The following is a 14,585-nucleotide window of genomic DNA, read 5'->3' on the forward strand; positions in this document are numbered from 1 at the left end:
CCACATTGGACAGCAAGTTGGAGGCCGCAGGAGGCGAGAGCCCTGCGCCGGAGCAGGAGCGAGCCGATCTGGTGGTGACGTTCGGCACGGACGAGCCCCCGGTGCCTTGGCGCCGCATTGCGCTCGGCCCCCTCTCCTTTCTGCTTTCCGACCAGTCGATCCGCCGGATCACTTGGCATGGTGTGGAGTTGGTGCGCGCGATCAGCTGGCCGATCCGCGATGAAAACTGGGCCACCTATGCGGCTGTTACGCTCGATGAGGCAACGGCATGGTCCGAAGGGCGCATCACTGGCCGCATCGAGCAATCGATCGATGGCGGGCGGCTGGCCCTTACCGTCGAATTTTCTGCCAGCGAGGAGGGCACGCTGTCGGTTGCGGTGACGATGACGCCGAAGGGGGGTGCGTTTGCCACCAACCGTGCCGGGCTGACGGTGTTGCATCCGATACGCGGGCTCACGGGCGCGCCGGTGACGCTCACACACCCTGACGGATCGAGCGAGGATGCCCGGTTTCCGGAACTGATCAAGCCGTCACAGCCCATGAAAGACATTGCAGGGCTTGCCTATGGCATTGGCCCGGCAGCGGTGGACATGCGCTTCGAGGGTGAGGTTTTCGAGATGGAAGACCAGCGCAATTGGTCGGATGCCTCCTACAAAACCTATTGTGTGCCGCTCAAGGAGCCTTTCACCTACGAGATCGCCGAGCCGCAGACGCAGCGGGCCTCGTTTTCCTTCTCCGGCAGCCTCTTGGCCTCGACGCCCCAGGGCGGTGACACGCCGCCGCGCGTTGAATTGCTTGGCCGGAATGCGCCCGATGTTGGGCTGGTTCTTGAAGAAGGCTGGCTCGGCGGTGCGCCGACGCTTGACGCCACGCGGTTATGCGGCACGTCACACCTGCTCCTGCGCATTGATGCGACGACGAGCGCCGCGTTCCTCGACGAGGTCTTTCAACTGGCCCGGACCTTGGCGGTGGAGATCGACCTTGAACTGGTGCTTGATGACGCCCGCCCCGAGGCGGCGATAGAGGCGCTGGCCGCGCGCATTGCTACGGCTGGCATTGTGCCGCGCCGGGTGATCGCTTTGACCGAGGCATACCTCAAGAGTTATCAACCCACGGCGACCTGGCCCGATGGGCCGCCGCCCTCCGCCCTTGTCGAAATGTCACGACAGGCCTTCCCCGAGGCGCTCATCGGTGGGGGCATGCTGACCAATTTCACCGAGTTCAACCGGTGCCCGCCGGAGCCGGAGCTGTGCGACTTTGTCTTTCACGGCAACTCGGCAACGGTGCATGCCAGCGACGACCTTTCCGTGGTTGAAACTCTGGAGGCCCTGCCGCAGGTCTTTCGGAGCGCAGAGGCACTGGCGGGGCAGGCGGCTTATCGGCTGGGGCTGGTGTCTATCGGTATGAGAACCAACCCCTACGGCGCAAAGGTTTCGGATAACCCTGAACAACTGCGTGAGACGATGGCCCGCCCCGACCCGCGCCACCGTGGCCTTTTCGCGGCTGCTTGGGCCGTGGGTGTTCTGGCGAGCACCGGCCAATCCAATGTGGAAGCGCTTTGCCTTGCGGCCCCCACTGGCCCATTTGGCCTTGCCTACACCCCGCAAGCCCACGCCCAGCCCGGCTTCGATCAAGGCGAGGGCGTCGTGGTGCCGCTGTTTCATGTTCACCGGGAGGCGCGGCGCTTGGCAGGGGCTCCGGGCGTGATGATGGCGGGGCTTCCCGAGGGCGTCGTCGCCTACGGCGCAAAGGTTGAGGGGCAAACACGGATCATGATCGCCAACCTTTCACAGGTGCGCCGTACCGTTACGTTGCCCGAGATGAGTTTGGCGCTTGTGTTGGATCGGGGCAGCGCCCGATCGGCGATGGCCGATTCCGACTGGCTGCGCACCGCACCGCGTGTGCCATTGCAGGAGCTCAGCCTCGCCCCCTATGCCGTTGGCTTTTTGTCGATGGGGGCGCAAGCGTGACGGAGAGGGCCAGGCAAACACGATGGGCGGCGTTGCTGCTGCCGATGTACCCGCGGCCGCGGCCATCTGCGGATTGCCGCAGCCATCTGGCTGAAACGCCCCTTAATTGGCGCACGGCCTCTCTCTACACTGTCGCGGGCGAGGGCCGGAGGAGAACGAGGGGGAGACAATGCTGAGAGGTGGAATCATCGGCACCGGCTTTTTTGCCGGCAATCACCTGAATGCATGGAAGATGGTTGAAGGTGCCGAGATCGTGGCGCTCTGCGACCTTGATGAGGAAAAAGCCCGCGAGGCGGCGGAGGCCTTCGGCGTTGCGCATGTTTATTCCAGCGCCGAGCAGATGCTGCGCGACGGGGCCCTCGATTTTGTCGACATCATCACCACGGTGCCCAGCCACCGGCCGCTTGTTGAACTGGCCTTGCGGCATGAGGCGCATGTGATCTGCCAAAAACCCTTTGCCGAGAACCTGGCGGATGCCAGGGCCATGGTGGAGGCCGCCGACAACGCCGGTAAAACACTGATGGTGCATGAGAATTTTCGCTGGCAATCCGCCGTGCGCCGGGTGATCGAGCTTGTGCGTTCAGGCCGTATCGGCGCCCCGTTTTTCTGCCGCGCATCGTTTCGCTCGGGCTACGATGTGTTCTCTGGCCAGCCTTACCTCGCTGAAGGCAAACGGTTCATCATTGAGGATCTCGGCATTCACGTGCTCGATATCGCGCGTGCACTGATGGGCGATGTGGAGCGCCTTGCCGCTGTGACCCATCGCGTGAACCCGAAAATCGCGGGGGAGGATGTGGCCACGATCCTGCTGACCCATGAGAGCGGCATGGCGAGCGTTGTCGACTGCTCCTACGGCACGCGCCGCAGCCCGGAGACCTTCCCCGAGACCCTGCTGGAAATCGACGGGCCCCGGGGCACGATCCGGCTGGATGCCGGTTACCGGCTGACCGTGCAGGCAGACGGGGCGGAGGAGCAGCTGGACGTTTCGCCGCCCGTGCTCGAATGGGCGGAGCGGCCTTGGCACAACATTCAGGAAAGCGTGGTTGCCATCCAAGATCATTTCATCCGGTGCCTGTCGGAGGGCACGGCGCCGGAAACCTCTGGTGCCGACAATCTCAAGACATTGGCACTGGTGGAGGCCGCCTATGTTTCGGCGGCCAAAGGGAGGAGCGTGCGGCCCGACAGCCTTGGTTGAGGGCGGCGCGAATAAAATCCGGAGCCCGAAAGTTGGGGCGCCGGTCAACACGGAGGAGAGAAAGACATGACATTCAAGACCCAGATACTGGCCGCCGCGACGGCCCTGATGACGCTACCGGTCATGGCCGCAGCCGATACCATTGCGATCATTACCCCGAGCCACGACAACCCCTTCTTCAAGGCCGAGGCCGATGGCGCCGCCGCGAAGGCGGAAGAACTGGGCTACGAGACAATGGTGCTCGTGCATGACGATGACGCCAACAAGCAATCGGAACTCTTTGACAGCGCAATCGCCGCCGGTGTGGTTGCGATCATCCTCGACAACGCCGGGGCCGATGCTTCGGTGGCTGCCGTGCAGAAGGCCAAGGACGCGGGCATCCCCTCGTTCCTGATCGACCGCGAGATCACCGAGACCGGCGTGGCCGTCAGCCAGATCGTTTCGAACAACTACCAAGGCGCGCAACTCGGGGCCGAGGAGTTCGTGCGCCTGATGGGCGAAGAGGGCAAATACGCCGAATTGGTTGGCAAGGAGAGCGACACCAACGCAGGCATCCGCAGCCAAGGCTACCATGACGTGATCGACCAATACCCCGAGTTGGAGATGGTCGCGCAGCAAACTGCCAACTGGTCGCAGACCGAGGCCTTCACGGTGATGGAATCGATGCTTCAGGCCAACCCAGACATCAAGGGCGTGATCTCGGGTAACGACACCATGGCAATGGGCGCTTGGGCCGCGCTGGAGGCCGCTGGCCGGACGGACGTGATCGTGGTGGGCTTTGATGGCTCCAACGACGTGCGCGACTCGATCCTTGCGGGCGGCATCAAGGCCACCGTGCTTCAGCCTGCTTACGCACAGGCGCAGATGGCTGTTCTGCAGGCTGATCAGTATCTCAAGACTGGCTCCACTGGGCTCGACGAAAAGCAGCTGATGGACTGCGTGCTGGTGAACGGCGACAACGCCAGCCAACTCGAGACGTTCGCGCTGCAGTAAGCGACGGTGCACTATGCGCCCCGCGCGTGCATGTCACGCGCGGGGCGCTGTCTTCACTGAGCGAGGAAACAACTCATGATCAGGCCACTCCTGCTCGCATTCGCAGCGGCGGCACTCACATCGGCGTCGGGCTGCAAGATCGTCTTCGACTCCGATGGCGATGACAGTGAAATTCCCGCAGGCCCCGAGGGCGACGACGCCCGCAACGCCAAGCGGCTCGAAGAGAGTTTCGAGCCACAGCTATTGCCGCACCTGCGGGAGAACGCAGTGGAGATCGGCGAACTGCGTGCCGGGATCGCGGCGGATATCGAAGCCATCGGCACCGCCCGTGCGCAACGTGGCAGCGGGGCCGGTGCCGCATGGAATTTTCCCGTCTCCGGTGAGGGCGTGGTGGTCGAGGCCAATCTCGAAAGCCGGGCGCGGACCTTGACGCTGGATACCGATGATGACGGCGAGGCCGACACAACGCTGCAGATGGGGCCGGTCATCAAGGGCACGGCCCTGCGCGACGGGGTGCCGTTTTACAACTTCGACGATTTTCGCGATCAGATCGAATATGCCAAGCTGGCCCGTGCCCTGAACGACGAGGTCACCGCCCGCATCACGCTTCCGGAAGGGGAGCTTGCGGGGAGCACCGTGCAATTCTTCGGGGTGACGCCGCTGCGCACGGCGAGCGAGGCAATCCTTGTCACCCCGACCGAAGTGACCTTTCTGCCATGAGTGAAGATCATCCCATCGGGCTTTCCATCCGCGATGCGGTGAAGGTCTACCCCGGCACGCGCGCGTTGAAGGGGGTCGATTTTGATATCCGCATGGGCGCCGTCAACGTGCTGGTCGGCGAGAACGGTGCAGGCAAATCGACGCTGATGAAGGTGATCTCGGGGGTGGAGGCGCTGACCGAGGGCGAGGTCACCATGAATGGCCAGCCGGTGCAGTTTCACAACAAGGATGATGCCGTGAAGGCGGGCATTGGGATTGTCTTTCAGGAGCTGAACCTCTTTCCCGAGATGTCGGTGGCCGAGAATATCTTCATCGGCAACGAGCTAACCCGCGGCGGGGTGCATCTGGACATCGCCGCCCAGCGGACTCGCAGCAGGGAGATCCTTCAGCGGCTGGAGCAGGACATCGACCCGGACACCCCGCTCGGCTTTCTGCGGATCGGCCAGCAGCAGATCGTGGAGATCGCCAAGGCGCTGGCGCAGGATGCCCGCATCCTGATCCTTGACGAGCCAACCTCAGCCCTGTCGGCCGTGGAGGTTGAGGTGCTGTTCCGGCTGATTGACGAACTCAAGGCGCATGGCGTCGGCATCGTCTACATCTCGCATCGTCTGGAAGAGCTGATCCGGCTCGGGGATTACATCACCGTGCTGCGCGACGGCGAAATTACAGGTGCCCGCAGCATGGACGGGGTCGACCTGCGCTGGATCGTTGAGGCGATGATCGGCGGCAAGTCGAAGGACTTTGCCGAACCGATCAGCCATGAACCGGGGGATGAGGCCTTTCGTGCCGAAGACGTCATGCTGCCCAAAATGGGCGGCGGGTTTCATGTTGACCATGTCTCTCTCTCGGTCCGCTCCGGCGAGATCGTCGGAATTTACGGGCTGATGGGCGCAGGCCGCACCGAGCTGATGGAGTGCATCATCGGCCGACATCCCGGCACCTCGGGAGGGCGCTATTTCATCGACGGCAAGGAGATCCGGAGCGGCGCAATTGCCGACCGCATCGCCAGCGGCATCGCGCTGGTGCCGGAAGATCGCAAGAAGGACGGCCTCGTGCAGATCATGGCGATCCGTGAAAACCTCACCCTGTCGTCGCTCGGGCAACTGGCCCGCAGCTTTCACCTTGATCTCAGGCGCGAGGCGGGGCGGGCGATGGAGTTCATCAAGCGGCTCACCATCAAGGTCTCCAGCCAGGAAAACCCGGTTTCGTCCCTCTCTGGGGGCAACCAGCAGAAGGTGGTCATCGGCAAGGCGTTGATGACCCAACCCAAGATCTTGCTGATGGACGAGCCCACGCGCGGTGTCGACGTGGGGGCCAAGGCCGAAATCTACAGGGTGATGCGCCAGCTCGCGGTCGATGGCTTGGCGGTGCTGTTTTGCAGCTCGGAGATCGAGGAATGCATGGCCCTGAGCGACCGCATCCTGGTGATGGCGGACGGCAGGGTCACCGGAACATTCGACAAGCAGGCCGAGGCGGCGGAGGTCATTGCCGCCGCGACGCCCGGCGTAAATACCAAGGAGAACGCGGCATGAGCGCCACGGCAGACACACCAACCAAGGGCGGAACCAACTGGCTCCTTCTGTTGCTGAAGGCGCGCACCTTCGTGGCGCTGATCCTCGTGTTCGGTTACTTCTCCTTCGCCGCGCCCAACTTCCTGAGTGTGGCCAATGCGGTGCTTATCTCGAAGCACGTGGCGATCAACGCCTTCCTCGCTATCGGCATGACCTACGTGATCATCACCGGGGGCATCGACCTGTCGGTGGGCTCAGTTGTTGGCCTGACCTCGATGATCGCGGGCTATCTCATCCTCAACGGGATAGACCTTGGCCTCGGCTGGTCGATTCAGTTCAACACGCTGGAAATCGTGCTGCTCGTCTGTCTCGTCGGCGTTTTCGTCGGCTGGGTGAACGGGCTATTGATCACGCGGCTCAATGTGGCCCCCTTCATTGCGACGTTGGGGATGCTCTACATCGCCCGCGGCGCAGCGCTGCTGATGTCGGGTGGGCGGACCTTTCCCAACCTGAACGGAAACCCAGAATACGGCTCGCACACCTTCCCGCTGATCGGGGCTGGCACTCTTTTTGGTGTCCCGTTGATGATCTGGATCCTGATCGTGGTGGCGCTGGTGGCAACCTATATCGCGCAGCGCACCCCGCTGGGCAGGCACATCTACGCCACCGGGGGCAACGAGAGCGGGGCCGAGCTTTCCGGCGTTCGGGTGCGGCGGGTCAAAACCTTTGTTTACATGTTCTCCGGCCTCATGGCCGCGATTGTGGGCATCATCATCGCCTCCCAGCTCAAGGCGGCTCACCCGGCAACGGGAGAGTTCTTTGAACTCAACGCCATTGCGGCGGCGGTGCTGGGCGGCACCTCCATGTCGGGCGGGCGGGGCCGGATCTGGGGCACCATCATCGGTGCCTTCGTGATTGGCATACTGTCAGACGGACTCATCATGATGGGGGTCTCGTCGTTCTGGCAGATGGTGATCAAGGGCCTCGTGATCGTTGCCGCCGTGGTGGTCGATCAGGCGCAAAGCCGACTGCAGGCGAGGGTCGCACTGGCGCAGGAGGCCGCAAGCTAGGGCTGGCGCCTTTGGCCAGTAAGAGGGGCGATTGCGATGGCTGACAGGAAGGCCGCTATGTAAGGCGTTTGGTCAGCCTTTCGCGCAACCTTTCTTTTCAGGGGTTTTGATGCCCTCTACTCGCAAACCGACAAGCAGACCCTCGCGTCGCATATAGGCTGTTGGCCGCGTGAGCGGATCTGACGAAAGCACGCGCTGGCGGTGAGTCAGCCCCTTCCACCTGTGCCCGTTTCTTCGACAGCAGTGAAATTTGCCAAGCCGTGCTCGTCGCCCGGCCATTTCCGGCTGCGGGGTGCTCAGGGCAAGGCAAATAGCCCCGGAAACGACACTGCTTGACAAGGCTCACATGTTACATGTTACACGTCATGGACAAATGGTTTGGATGCGTGGTAGCGCCGACGACCGGGGAGGATATGACGTGACCAGCGATACCGTTTTGCGAGACCGGCTGAGGCGTGGGCTGTTGACCGTTGCGCCCGGCGCACCAGACCCGTTGACGGCCCGCATTGTGCAGGCGCAGGGCTTTGATGCCGTCTACATGACGGGGCTCGGCGCGACGGCCGCGCGGCTGGGCCAGCCAGACCTTGGATTGCTGACGCAGACGGAAATGGCCGACCATGCCCGCGCGATGGTTCGGGCTGTGGATATTCCGGTGATCGCCGATGCCGACACCGGCTATGGTGGCGCGCTGAACGTGGCGCGGACGGTGCGGGAATACATGCAGGGCGGCGTTGCGGCGCTGCATCTGGAAGATCAGGTTTCTCCCAAGCGCTGCGGCCAGCTGGCCGGCGTGCGGCTGGTGTCTCCCGAGGAGGGCGCGGCCCGATTGTCGGCGGCGGTCGAGGCGCGGCGCAAGAGTGATCTGGTCATCATCGGACGCACCGATGCGCTTCCGGCCATGGGGATGGACGAAGCTGTCGCGCGGGCGGCGCGTTACCGGGATACCGGCGTTGATCTTGTCTTCGTCGACGGGGTGAAAACCCGCGCCGAGGTTGAGGCCATCGCAAAGCGGGTCGAGGGACCGAAGGTTTTGAGCCTTGTCGACGGCACCGATGCCGCGCTGCTGACCACGGACGAGGTGCAGGAGATGGGCTTTGCCGTTGTCATGTATGCGGTGACGGCGCTCTTTACCGCGGCGCGCGCCACGCAAGACGCTTTGGCTGCCTTGAAGGTCGAGGGCCGGCCGGCCACCGCCGGGGCGCTCAGCTATGCAGAGTTTTGCGACGTGGTGGACCTGGCCGGACATCAGGCTTTTGCCCACAGGCACGGCGAATGACGGCGGTTGTCCTCATCACCGGCGCAGGCTCTGGCATCGGGCTGGCCACCGCGCGAGCCGTTGTGGCACGCGGCGCGCGGGCGATCCTCTGGGACATCTCGGGCCCGGCGCTGGACGCGGCACGCGCGGAGCTTGGCGAAGACGCGGTCAGCACTGCGATCATCGACGTTTCAGACCCCGACGCCGTGGCTACGGCAAGACTGGATGGCGTGACGCATTTGGTGAACAACGCGGGCATTCTGGGCCAGCGGATGGATTGGGCCGAGCTTGACGCTGACCACCTTCAATCCGTCTTCCACGTCAACCTTGTGGGGCTGATGCTGGTTACGCAGGCGTTTGCCAAGGCGCGGGTGGGGCACCCGACGGCCAGTATCGTCAACATTTCATCCATCGCTGGCGAAAATGGTGGTGGGCCGGGCTTTGCCGCCTACGGCGCGTCCAAGGGTGCGATCATGGCGCTGACGCGTGCCATGGCGCGAGACTTTGCGCCTGATATGCGGGTTAACGCGCTGGCGCCGGGGATCATCGACACGCCTATACAAGACGCCATCATGACCGCGCCCAACGCGCGCGCGCAGGCTGCCGAGGGCATCCCCATGGGGCGCATGGGCACCGCTGGTGAGGTGGCGCAGGCAGCGGAATGGCTGCTGTTCGACGCCCCCTATACCACGGGCGAAATCATTCGCATCGCGGGAGGGCGACGGTGAAACTGGTCGATTATTTCTTCAAGGCGCTGGAGGTGGTGCTCGTCTTCCTGCTGGCGGGCATGACTATCATGGTCTTTGCAAATGTGGTGCTGCGCTACGGCTTTGGGTCGGGCATCGACATCAGCGAGGAGTTGTCACGCTTCTTCTTTGTCTGGCTGATCTTCCTCGGGGCCATCGTCGCCATGCGGCACAACATGCACATGGGGTTTGACCTCGTGGTGACGAGCGTGAGCGAGCCGGTGCGGCGCGTACTGCTGACTGTCGCCAACGGGCTGGTGCTGGCGGTTTGCATCATGGTGCTCTGGGGGTCGTTGGCGCAATTCCACGTCAACGCAACGAACATCGCGCCGGTCACACGGATGCCGATGTTCTGGGTGTTCGGGGTGCTGATCCCGATGTCCTCTCTGATCGGCCTGATGGCCGGGCTGCGGATGCTGGGCTATGCGACCGGCCGCCTGAAAGGCCTGCCGACCTCGGAGCGGAGTGTGGCCGAATGACCCTCGCCCTCTTCATCGTTACCCTCGCCATTACCCTGTCGATCGGCGTTCCGGTTGCCTTCGCCCTGCTGATCTGCGCCGCCGTCATGGGCTTTCACATGGACCTGTTTGACGCGCAGGTGATCTCGCAGCGCATGGTCGTCGGGGCGAACAACTTTTCTCTGCTGGCGATCCCGTTCTTCCTGCTCGCCGGAGAGCTGATGAACGCGGGCGGCATGTCAAAACGGATCATCGGCTTCGCCATGGCCTTCGTCGGGCATGTGCGCGGCGGGCTGGGCGTGGTGGCGATCTTTGCTGCGATCATCCTTGCCTCGCTCTCCGGGTCGGCGGCGGCAGACTCGGCGGCGCTGATCGCGATCATGCTGCCGATGATGAAACAATCGGGGCATGACGAGGCGCGCTCTGTCGGGCTCATGGCCTCGGGCGGTGTTATCGCACCGATCATTCCGCCCTCCATTGCCTACATCATCTTTGCCGTGGCCACGAACCTCTCGATCACCCAGTTGTTCATGGCAGGCATCGTGCCCGGCGTGATGATGGGGCTTGGTGCCATCGTCGCCTGGTTGATCGTGGCGCGGCGCGACAATGTGCAGCCGCAGCCAAGGCAGGGCTGGGATGTGCGCCTGCGCGAAACCCGCAAGGCCCTGTGGTCGCTGGGCATGCCTGTGATCATCCTCGGCGGCATCCGCTTTGGCGTGGTGACCCCAACAGAGGCCGCCGTAATCGCCGCAGTCTATGCCATCTTCGTCGGCATGGTGGTGCACCGCGAGTTGAAGGTGAGCCAGCTGTTCCGCGTGTTCCGCGACGCGGCGCTGACCTCGGCCGTGGTGATGATGCTGGCGGCAACCGCCTTGGCCACGGCATGGTTCATCACACTGGCGGACCTGTCGGGCATCGTGCTCGACCTCGTCGGCCCGCTGGTCGACAGCCCAACCCTGCTGCTGATCGTCATCATGGCGCTCGTGCTGATGATCGGCACCATGCTCGACATGGGGCCAACGATCCTGATCCTCGCGCCGGTGCTGCTGCCCGTGGTTGAGGAGGCGGGGATCGACCCGATCTACTTTGGCGTGCTCTTCGTCATCAACTGCGCCATCGGCCTGGTGACACCGCCCGTTGGCATCGTTCTCAGCGTCTCGGCCGGGGTCTCGGGCGTGCCGCTGCATAAGGTGGCCAAGGGCGCGGCGCCGTTTCTCATTGCGCAGATTATCGTGCTCGCGCTGCTGGTGATCTTTCCGCAACTCGTTCTCACGCCGCTGGATTGGCTGCGCTGAGCGCGTTCTCGACTGAATAAACAAGGAGGAGACCTGATATGAAACTGAAGACTCTCGCGGCTCTGGCATTTGCCACGGCCCTGACAAGCCCGGCGCTTGCCGCCGAATACGGCAGCCACACTTTCAAAATCTCGAGCGGCGCGGCCAAGGATCACCCGATTGCCACCGGCATCGAGGCGATGTCGGCCTGCATGGAAGAGGGCTCGGGCGGCAACATGAAGCTGCGCGCCTTCTACTCGGGCCAGCTCGGCGATGATGCCGATGCCACGCAGGCCACGCGCTCCGGCTCCATCGAGATGGTGGTGACGGGCTCTGCTGCAATCGCGGGCATTGAACCAGCGCTGGGCGTGTTCACCCTGCCGTTCATGTTCGAGAACGACGCCGAGGTTGATGCGATCATGACCGGCCCGTTCTTCGACTATGTCGCCGAGAAGATGCCTGAGCATGATCTCGTGATGCTGTCGATGTGGGAAAACGGCTTTCGCAACGCCACCAACTCCAAGCACCCGATCATGGCGGTGTCGGATTTCGAGGGGCTGAACTTCCGCGTGATGCAAAACCCGATCTTCCTCGACACCTTCCGCCGTCTGGGTGCAAACCCGGTGCCGATGGCCTTTGGCGAGGTGTTCACCGCGCTGGAAACCGGCGCCGTTGACGGGCAGGAAAACCCGCTGCCGCTGATCGAAGCGACGAAATTTTACGAGGTGCAGAAGTATCTCACGCTCACCCGTCACGCCTATTCGCCCAACCCGGTTCTGGTGAACAAGGGTGTCTGGGAAGGGCTAAACGGCGACGAGCAGGCGCTGATTCAATCCTGTGCCGAAAGCGCCCGCGACGCGCAGATCGAGCGCTCGCGCGCTGCTGTGGGTGAATCCGCCGAGAAGCTGACCTCCGAAGGCATGGAAATCTCAGAAATGCCCGCCGAGGAAATGGCCAAGCTGCGCGAACTGGTGGCGCCCGTCTACGAGACCTCGATGGACTCCGTCGGCAAGGAAAACTTTGACCGGCTGTCCGAAGAGCTGGCCAAAATTCGCAACTAAGCCCGCAAGGGCCTGACGGGACCGGCGCGTGGCTCTCCCCCGCGTGCCGGTCCACCCAATTTCAAGGATCGCACTCCCATGCCGCTCGACACCGCCTCCTTCATCGCTCGCCTTGCCGAGGCCTTCCCGGGCCCGGCGTTGCTGGCAGGCGACGATATTCCGGCGCGCAATCTGCATGACACTTCTTTTCTTCCGGATGTAACTCCACTGGCCGTGCTCCGCCCGGATACGCCCGAGGCTGTAGCAGAGGCGGTGCGGCACTGTTCCGAGGCGGGCGTGCCCATGGTGCCCCAAGGCGGGCTGACCGGCCTGGCAGGTGGGGCCCACCCGATTGATGGCGCGGTGATGATCTCGCTTGAGCGGTTTTCGGGGATCGAAGAGATCGACCCCGCCAGCGCCACCATGACAGTGCGCGCGGGCACCCCGCTGGAAGTGATCCAAAAGGCCGCCGATGAGGCCGGGTTCTTCATTCCGCTGGACCTTGGCGCGCGCGGCTCCTGCCTGATTGGCGGCAATATCGGCACCAATGCGGGCGGCAATCGGGTGATCCGCTACGGCATGACCCGTGAGATGATCCTCGGCCTCGAATACGTGCTGCCGGACGGCACCTTGGTCAGCGGGCTGAACAAGATGCTAAAGAACAACGCGGGCTATGATCTGAAACAGCTCTTCATAGGCTCAGAGGGCACGCTCGGCATCGTCACCCGTGCGGTGTTGCGGATGCACCCTAAGCCCGGTTGCGTAAACGCGGCGCTTTGTGGCCTCGGTTCCTACGAAGATGTGGTCAAACTGCTGGCGGAGGCCCGGCGCGGGCTCGGGCCGATGCTGTCGGCCTTTGAGGTGATGTGGCCCGACTACTGGCAGGTGGTGACCGAGACGGTGGGCACACGCTCGCCATTGGAGGGGCAGCACGCCTACTATGTCTTGCTCGAAACCCAAGGGCTGGAAGAAGAGATTGACGGTCCGCGCTTCATGTCATGGGTCGAGAAGGTCTATGAGGCTGGCTTGCTGGAGGATGCTGCCATCAGCCAGAGCTTGTCGGATGTACAGCGCTTCTGGGACGTGCGCGATGCCTGCGGCGAGTTCATGACGCGGCTCGGCCCTCATTGCGCCTTCGACATTGGCCTGCCGGTCACATCAATGGATGCCTTTGCCGATGCCTGCCGGTCGCGTCTGGCCGCGGCGATGCCGCAGGCGCTCAGCGTCTATTACGGGCATATCGGCGACGGGAACCTGCACATCGTGGCACTTGACCGCGCCGCCGCCGACCAGCCGATGAGCCAGATCAGCGCTATCGTTTACGATACGGTGCGCGACTTCGGCGGCACCGTGTCTGCCGAACATGGTATTGGACTGCTGAAGAAACCCTACCTACCCTATACCCGCTCGGCCGAGGAATTGGCGCTGATGGCCCGCATCAAGGCCGCGCTCGATCCGGCAGGGCTGCTCAACCCGGGCAAGGTTATCGACGCCCCTATCGGAGATCGCACATGAACCCCCTAAAATCCCGTCTGCTGTCCGGCAAGTTCGTCACCGCCGCCTGGGCCGAACTGGGGCATCCCGACATCGCGGAGATCCTCGTGCGGCATGGCTGGCCCACCGTGCTGATCGACGGCGAGCATGGCATCGGCGACCTTGAAACATGGGTCGCCGTGGCCCGGGCCGTTGAAGCGGCGGGTGGCGAGACCCTCCTGCGCGTGCCGGACGGCTCTGACACGACCTTGAAGAAGGCGATGGACCGGGGCTTTCGGTCGATCATCGTGCCGATGGTGAACACGGTGGAGCAGGCAACCCGCATCGCGGCCTCCTGTCACTACCCGCAGCGCGGAGCGGGCGGCATAGGGCGTGGCTATGCAGCGCCGATTGTGCGCGGCTCCGATTATGGCACCCGTCCCGACTATGCCGTGCAGACGGCAAACGACGATGTGCTGCTCTTCGTGCAATGCGAAACCCCGGAAAGCGTTGCCGCGCTGGCCGAGATCGCGGGCGTCGAGGGGATCGACGGAATTTTCCTTGGCCCGAACGACCTGGCCGCAACCATGGGCCATATCGAGGATATGGATCACGCGAGCCCACAGGCGGCCTTTGCCGAGGTGGAGGCCAAGGTTCGGGGCGCTGGCAAGCTTCTGGCCACGGTGCCGGGCGGTGGGCGCGACTGGGCGACCCTGCGCGAAAAGGGCTTCAACCTGGTCGCCGGGGTCAACGATGTGTCTTTCCTCGTGGACGCGGCCCGCGCCTCTGCGCAGGACCGCGACGCGCAGCTGGGCACCCAAACCGCGCCCACCGAGAGCGTCGCCCGCTACTGAACAAGGCCATGCTCACCACGGATTCC

General features: G+C 63.6%; 13 protein-coding genes. All 13 read left to right on the plus strand.

Going from position 1 to position 14,585, the window contains the following annotated elements:
* Positions 1–5: 5 nt before the first annotated feature.
* The 13 genes from FHY55_RS04925 to FHY55_RS04985 all read left to right on the plus strand — a co-directional run bounded on the left by FHY55_RS04925 (position 6) and on the right by FHY55_RS04985 (position 14,559).
* Entirely contained in the window at positions 6–1,970 is a 1,965-nt protein-coding gene (locus FHY55_RS04925; RefSeq protein ID WP_140013125.1) for a hypothetical protein, read from the plus strand.
* A 169-nt stretch (positions 1,971–2,139) separates the two neighbouring features.
* Complete coding sequence (locus tag FHY55_RS04930) at positions 2,140–3,165, plus strand: Gfo/Idh/MocA family protein (RefSeq protein ID WP_140013126.1); 1,026 nt, start codon at positions 2,140–2,142, stop codon at positions 3,163–3,165.
* A 66-nt stretch (positions 3,166–3,231) separates the two neighbouring features.
* Positions 3,232–4,158: a D-ribose ABC transporter substrate-binding protein gene (locus FHY55_RS04935; RefSeq protein WP_140013127.1), complete on the plus strand. Its 927-nt coding sequence runs from the start codon at positions 3,232–3,234 to the stop codon at positions 4,156–4,158.
* Between the two features lie 75 nt (positions 4,159–4,233).
* Positions 4,234–4,878 carry a DUF2291 family protein gene (locus tag FHY55_RS04940; RefSeq protein WP_140013128.1) on the plus strand — a complete coding sequence of 215 codons (645 nt, stop codon included), beginning with the start codon at positions 4,234–4,236 and terminating at the stop codon, positions 4,876–4,878.
* Positions 4,875–6,410: a sugar ABC transporter ATP-binding protein gene (locus tag FHY55_RS04945; RefSeq protein ID WP_140013129.1), complete on the plus strand. Its 1,536-nt coding sequence runs from the start codon at positions 4,875–4,877 to the stop codon at positions 6,408–6,410. The genes FHY55_RS04940 and FHY55_RS04945 overlap by 4 nt, the downstream gene beginning before the upstream one ends.
* Entirely contained in the window at positions 6,407–7,459 is a 1,053-nt protein-coding gene (locus FHY55_RS04950; RefSeq protein WP_140013130.1) for an ABC transporter permease, read from the plus strand. Before FHY55_RS04945 ends, FHY55_RS04950 begins: the two co-directional genes overlap by 4 nt.
* Positions 7,460–7,877: 418 nt before the next feature.
* Positions 7,878–8,735, plus strand: coding sequence for an oxaloacetate decarboxylase (locus tag FHY55_RS04955; RefSeq protein ID WP_210410538.1), 858 nt, complete (start codon positions 7,878–7,880; stop codon positions 8,733–8,735).
* Positions 8,732–9,442 carry an SDR family NAD(P)-dependent oxidoreductase gene (locus tag FHY55_RS04960; protein ID WP_140013132.1) on the plus strand — a complete coding sequence of 237 codons (711 nt, stop codon included), beginning with the start codon at positions 8,732–8,734 and terminating at the stop codon, positions 9,440–9,442. Before FHY55_RS04955 ends, FHY55_RS04960 begins: the two co-directional genes overlap by 4 nt.
* Positions 9,439–9,939: a TRAP transporter small permease gene (locus FHY55_RS04965; RefSeq protein WP_140013133.1), complete on the plus strand. Its 501-nt coding sequence runs from the start codon at positions 9,439–9,441 to the stop codon at positions 9,937–9,939. Before FHY55_RS04960 ends, FHY55_RS04965 begins: the two co-directional genes overlap by 4 nt.
* The gene (locus FHY55_RS04970) at positions 9,936–11,213 is read left to right on the plus strand and encodes a TRAP transporter large permease (RefSeq protein ID WP_140013134.1); all 1,278 of its coding nucleotides are present in this window, start codon (positions 9,936–9,938) and stop codon (positions 11,211–11,213) included. Before FHY55_RS04965 ends, FHY55_RS04970 begins: the two co-directional genes overlap by 4 nt.
* A 38-nt stretch (positions 11,214–11,251) precedes the next feature.
* Positions 11,252–12,253 (plus strand): DctP family TRAP transporter solute-binding subunit, encoded by a 1,002-nt coding sequence (locus FHY55_RS04975; protein WP_140013135.1) that lies wholly within the window; start codon positions 11,252–11,254, stop codon positions 12,251–12,253.
* A 78-nt stretch (positions 12,254–12,331) separates the two neighbouring features.
* Positions 12,332–13,747, plus strand: a complete 1,416-nt coding sequence (locus tag FHY55_RS04980) for an FAD-binding oxidoreductase (RefSeq protein WP_140013136.1) — start codon at positions 12,332–12,334, stop codon at positions 13,745–13,747.
* Positions 13,744–14,559 carry an HpcH/HpaI aldolase/citrate lyase family protein gene (locus FHY55_RS04985; RefSeq protein ID WP_140013137.1) on the plus strand — a complete coding sequence of 272 codons (816 nt, stop codon included), beginning with the start codon at positions 13,744–13,746 and terminating at the stop codon, positions 14,557–14,559. The genes FHY55_RS04980 and FHY55_RS04985 overlap by 4 nt, the downstream gene beginning before the upstream one ends.
* Positions 14,560–14,585: the final 26 nt, after the last annotated feature.

It is taken from the genome of Oceanicola sp. D3, assembly GCF_006351965.1.
Classification (GTDB): domain Bacteria; phylum Pseudomonadota; class Alphaproteobacteria; order Rhodobacterales; family Rhodobacteraceae; genus Vannielia.

Excerpts from the sequence above, each read along its gene's own strand:
- FHY55_RS04960 (WP_140013132.1), top strand. The coding sequence starts at position 8,732 with ATGACGGCGGTTGTCCTCATCACCGGCGCAGGCTCTGGCATCGGGCTG.
- FHY55_RS04940 (WP_140013128.1), top strand. The coding sequence starts at position 4,234 with ATGATCAGGCCACTCCTGCTCGCATTCGCAGCGGCGGCACTCACATCG.
- FHY55_RS04935 (WP_140013127.1), top strand. The coding sequence starts at position 3,232 with ATGACATTCAAGACCCAGATACTGGCCGCCGCGACGGCCCTGATGACG.
- FHY55_RS04975 (WP_140013135.1), top strand. The coding sequence starts at position 11,252 with ATGAAACTGAAGACTCTCGCGGCTCTGGCATTTGCCACGGCCCTGACA.
- FHY55_RS04945 (WP_140013129.1), top strand. The coding sequence starts at position 4,875 with ATGAGTGAAGATCATCCCATCGGGCTTTCCATCCGCGATGCGGTGAAG.
- FHY55_RS04970 (WP_140013134.1), top strand. The coding sequence starts at position 9,936 with ATGACCCTCGCCCTCTTCATCGTTACCCTCGCCATTACCCTGTCGATC.
- FHY55_RS04950 (WP_140013130.1), top strand. The coding sequence starts at position 6,407 with ATGAGCGCCACGGCAGACACACCAACCAAGGGCGGAACCAACTGGCTC.
- FHY55_RS04930 (WP_140013126.1), top strand. The coding sequence starts at position 2,140 with ATGCTGAGAGGTGGAATCATCGGCACCGGCTTTTTTGCCGGCAATCAC.
- FHY55_RS04985 (WP_140013137.1), top strand. The coding sequence starts at position 13,744 with ATGAACCCCCTAAAATCCCGTCTGCTGTCCGGCAAGTTCGTCACCGCC.
- FHY55_RS04980 (WP_140013136.1), top strand. The coding sequence starts at position 12,332 with ATGCCGCTCGACACCGCCTCCTTCATCGCTCGCCTTGCCGAGGCCTTC.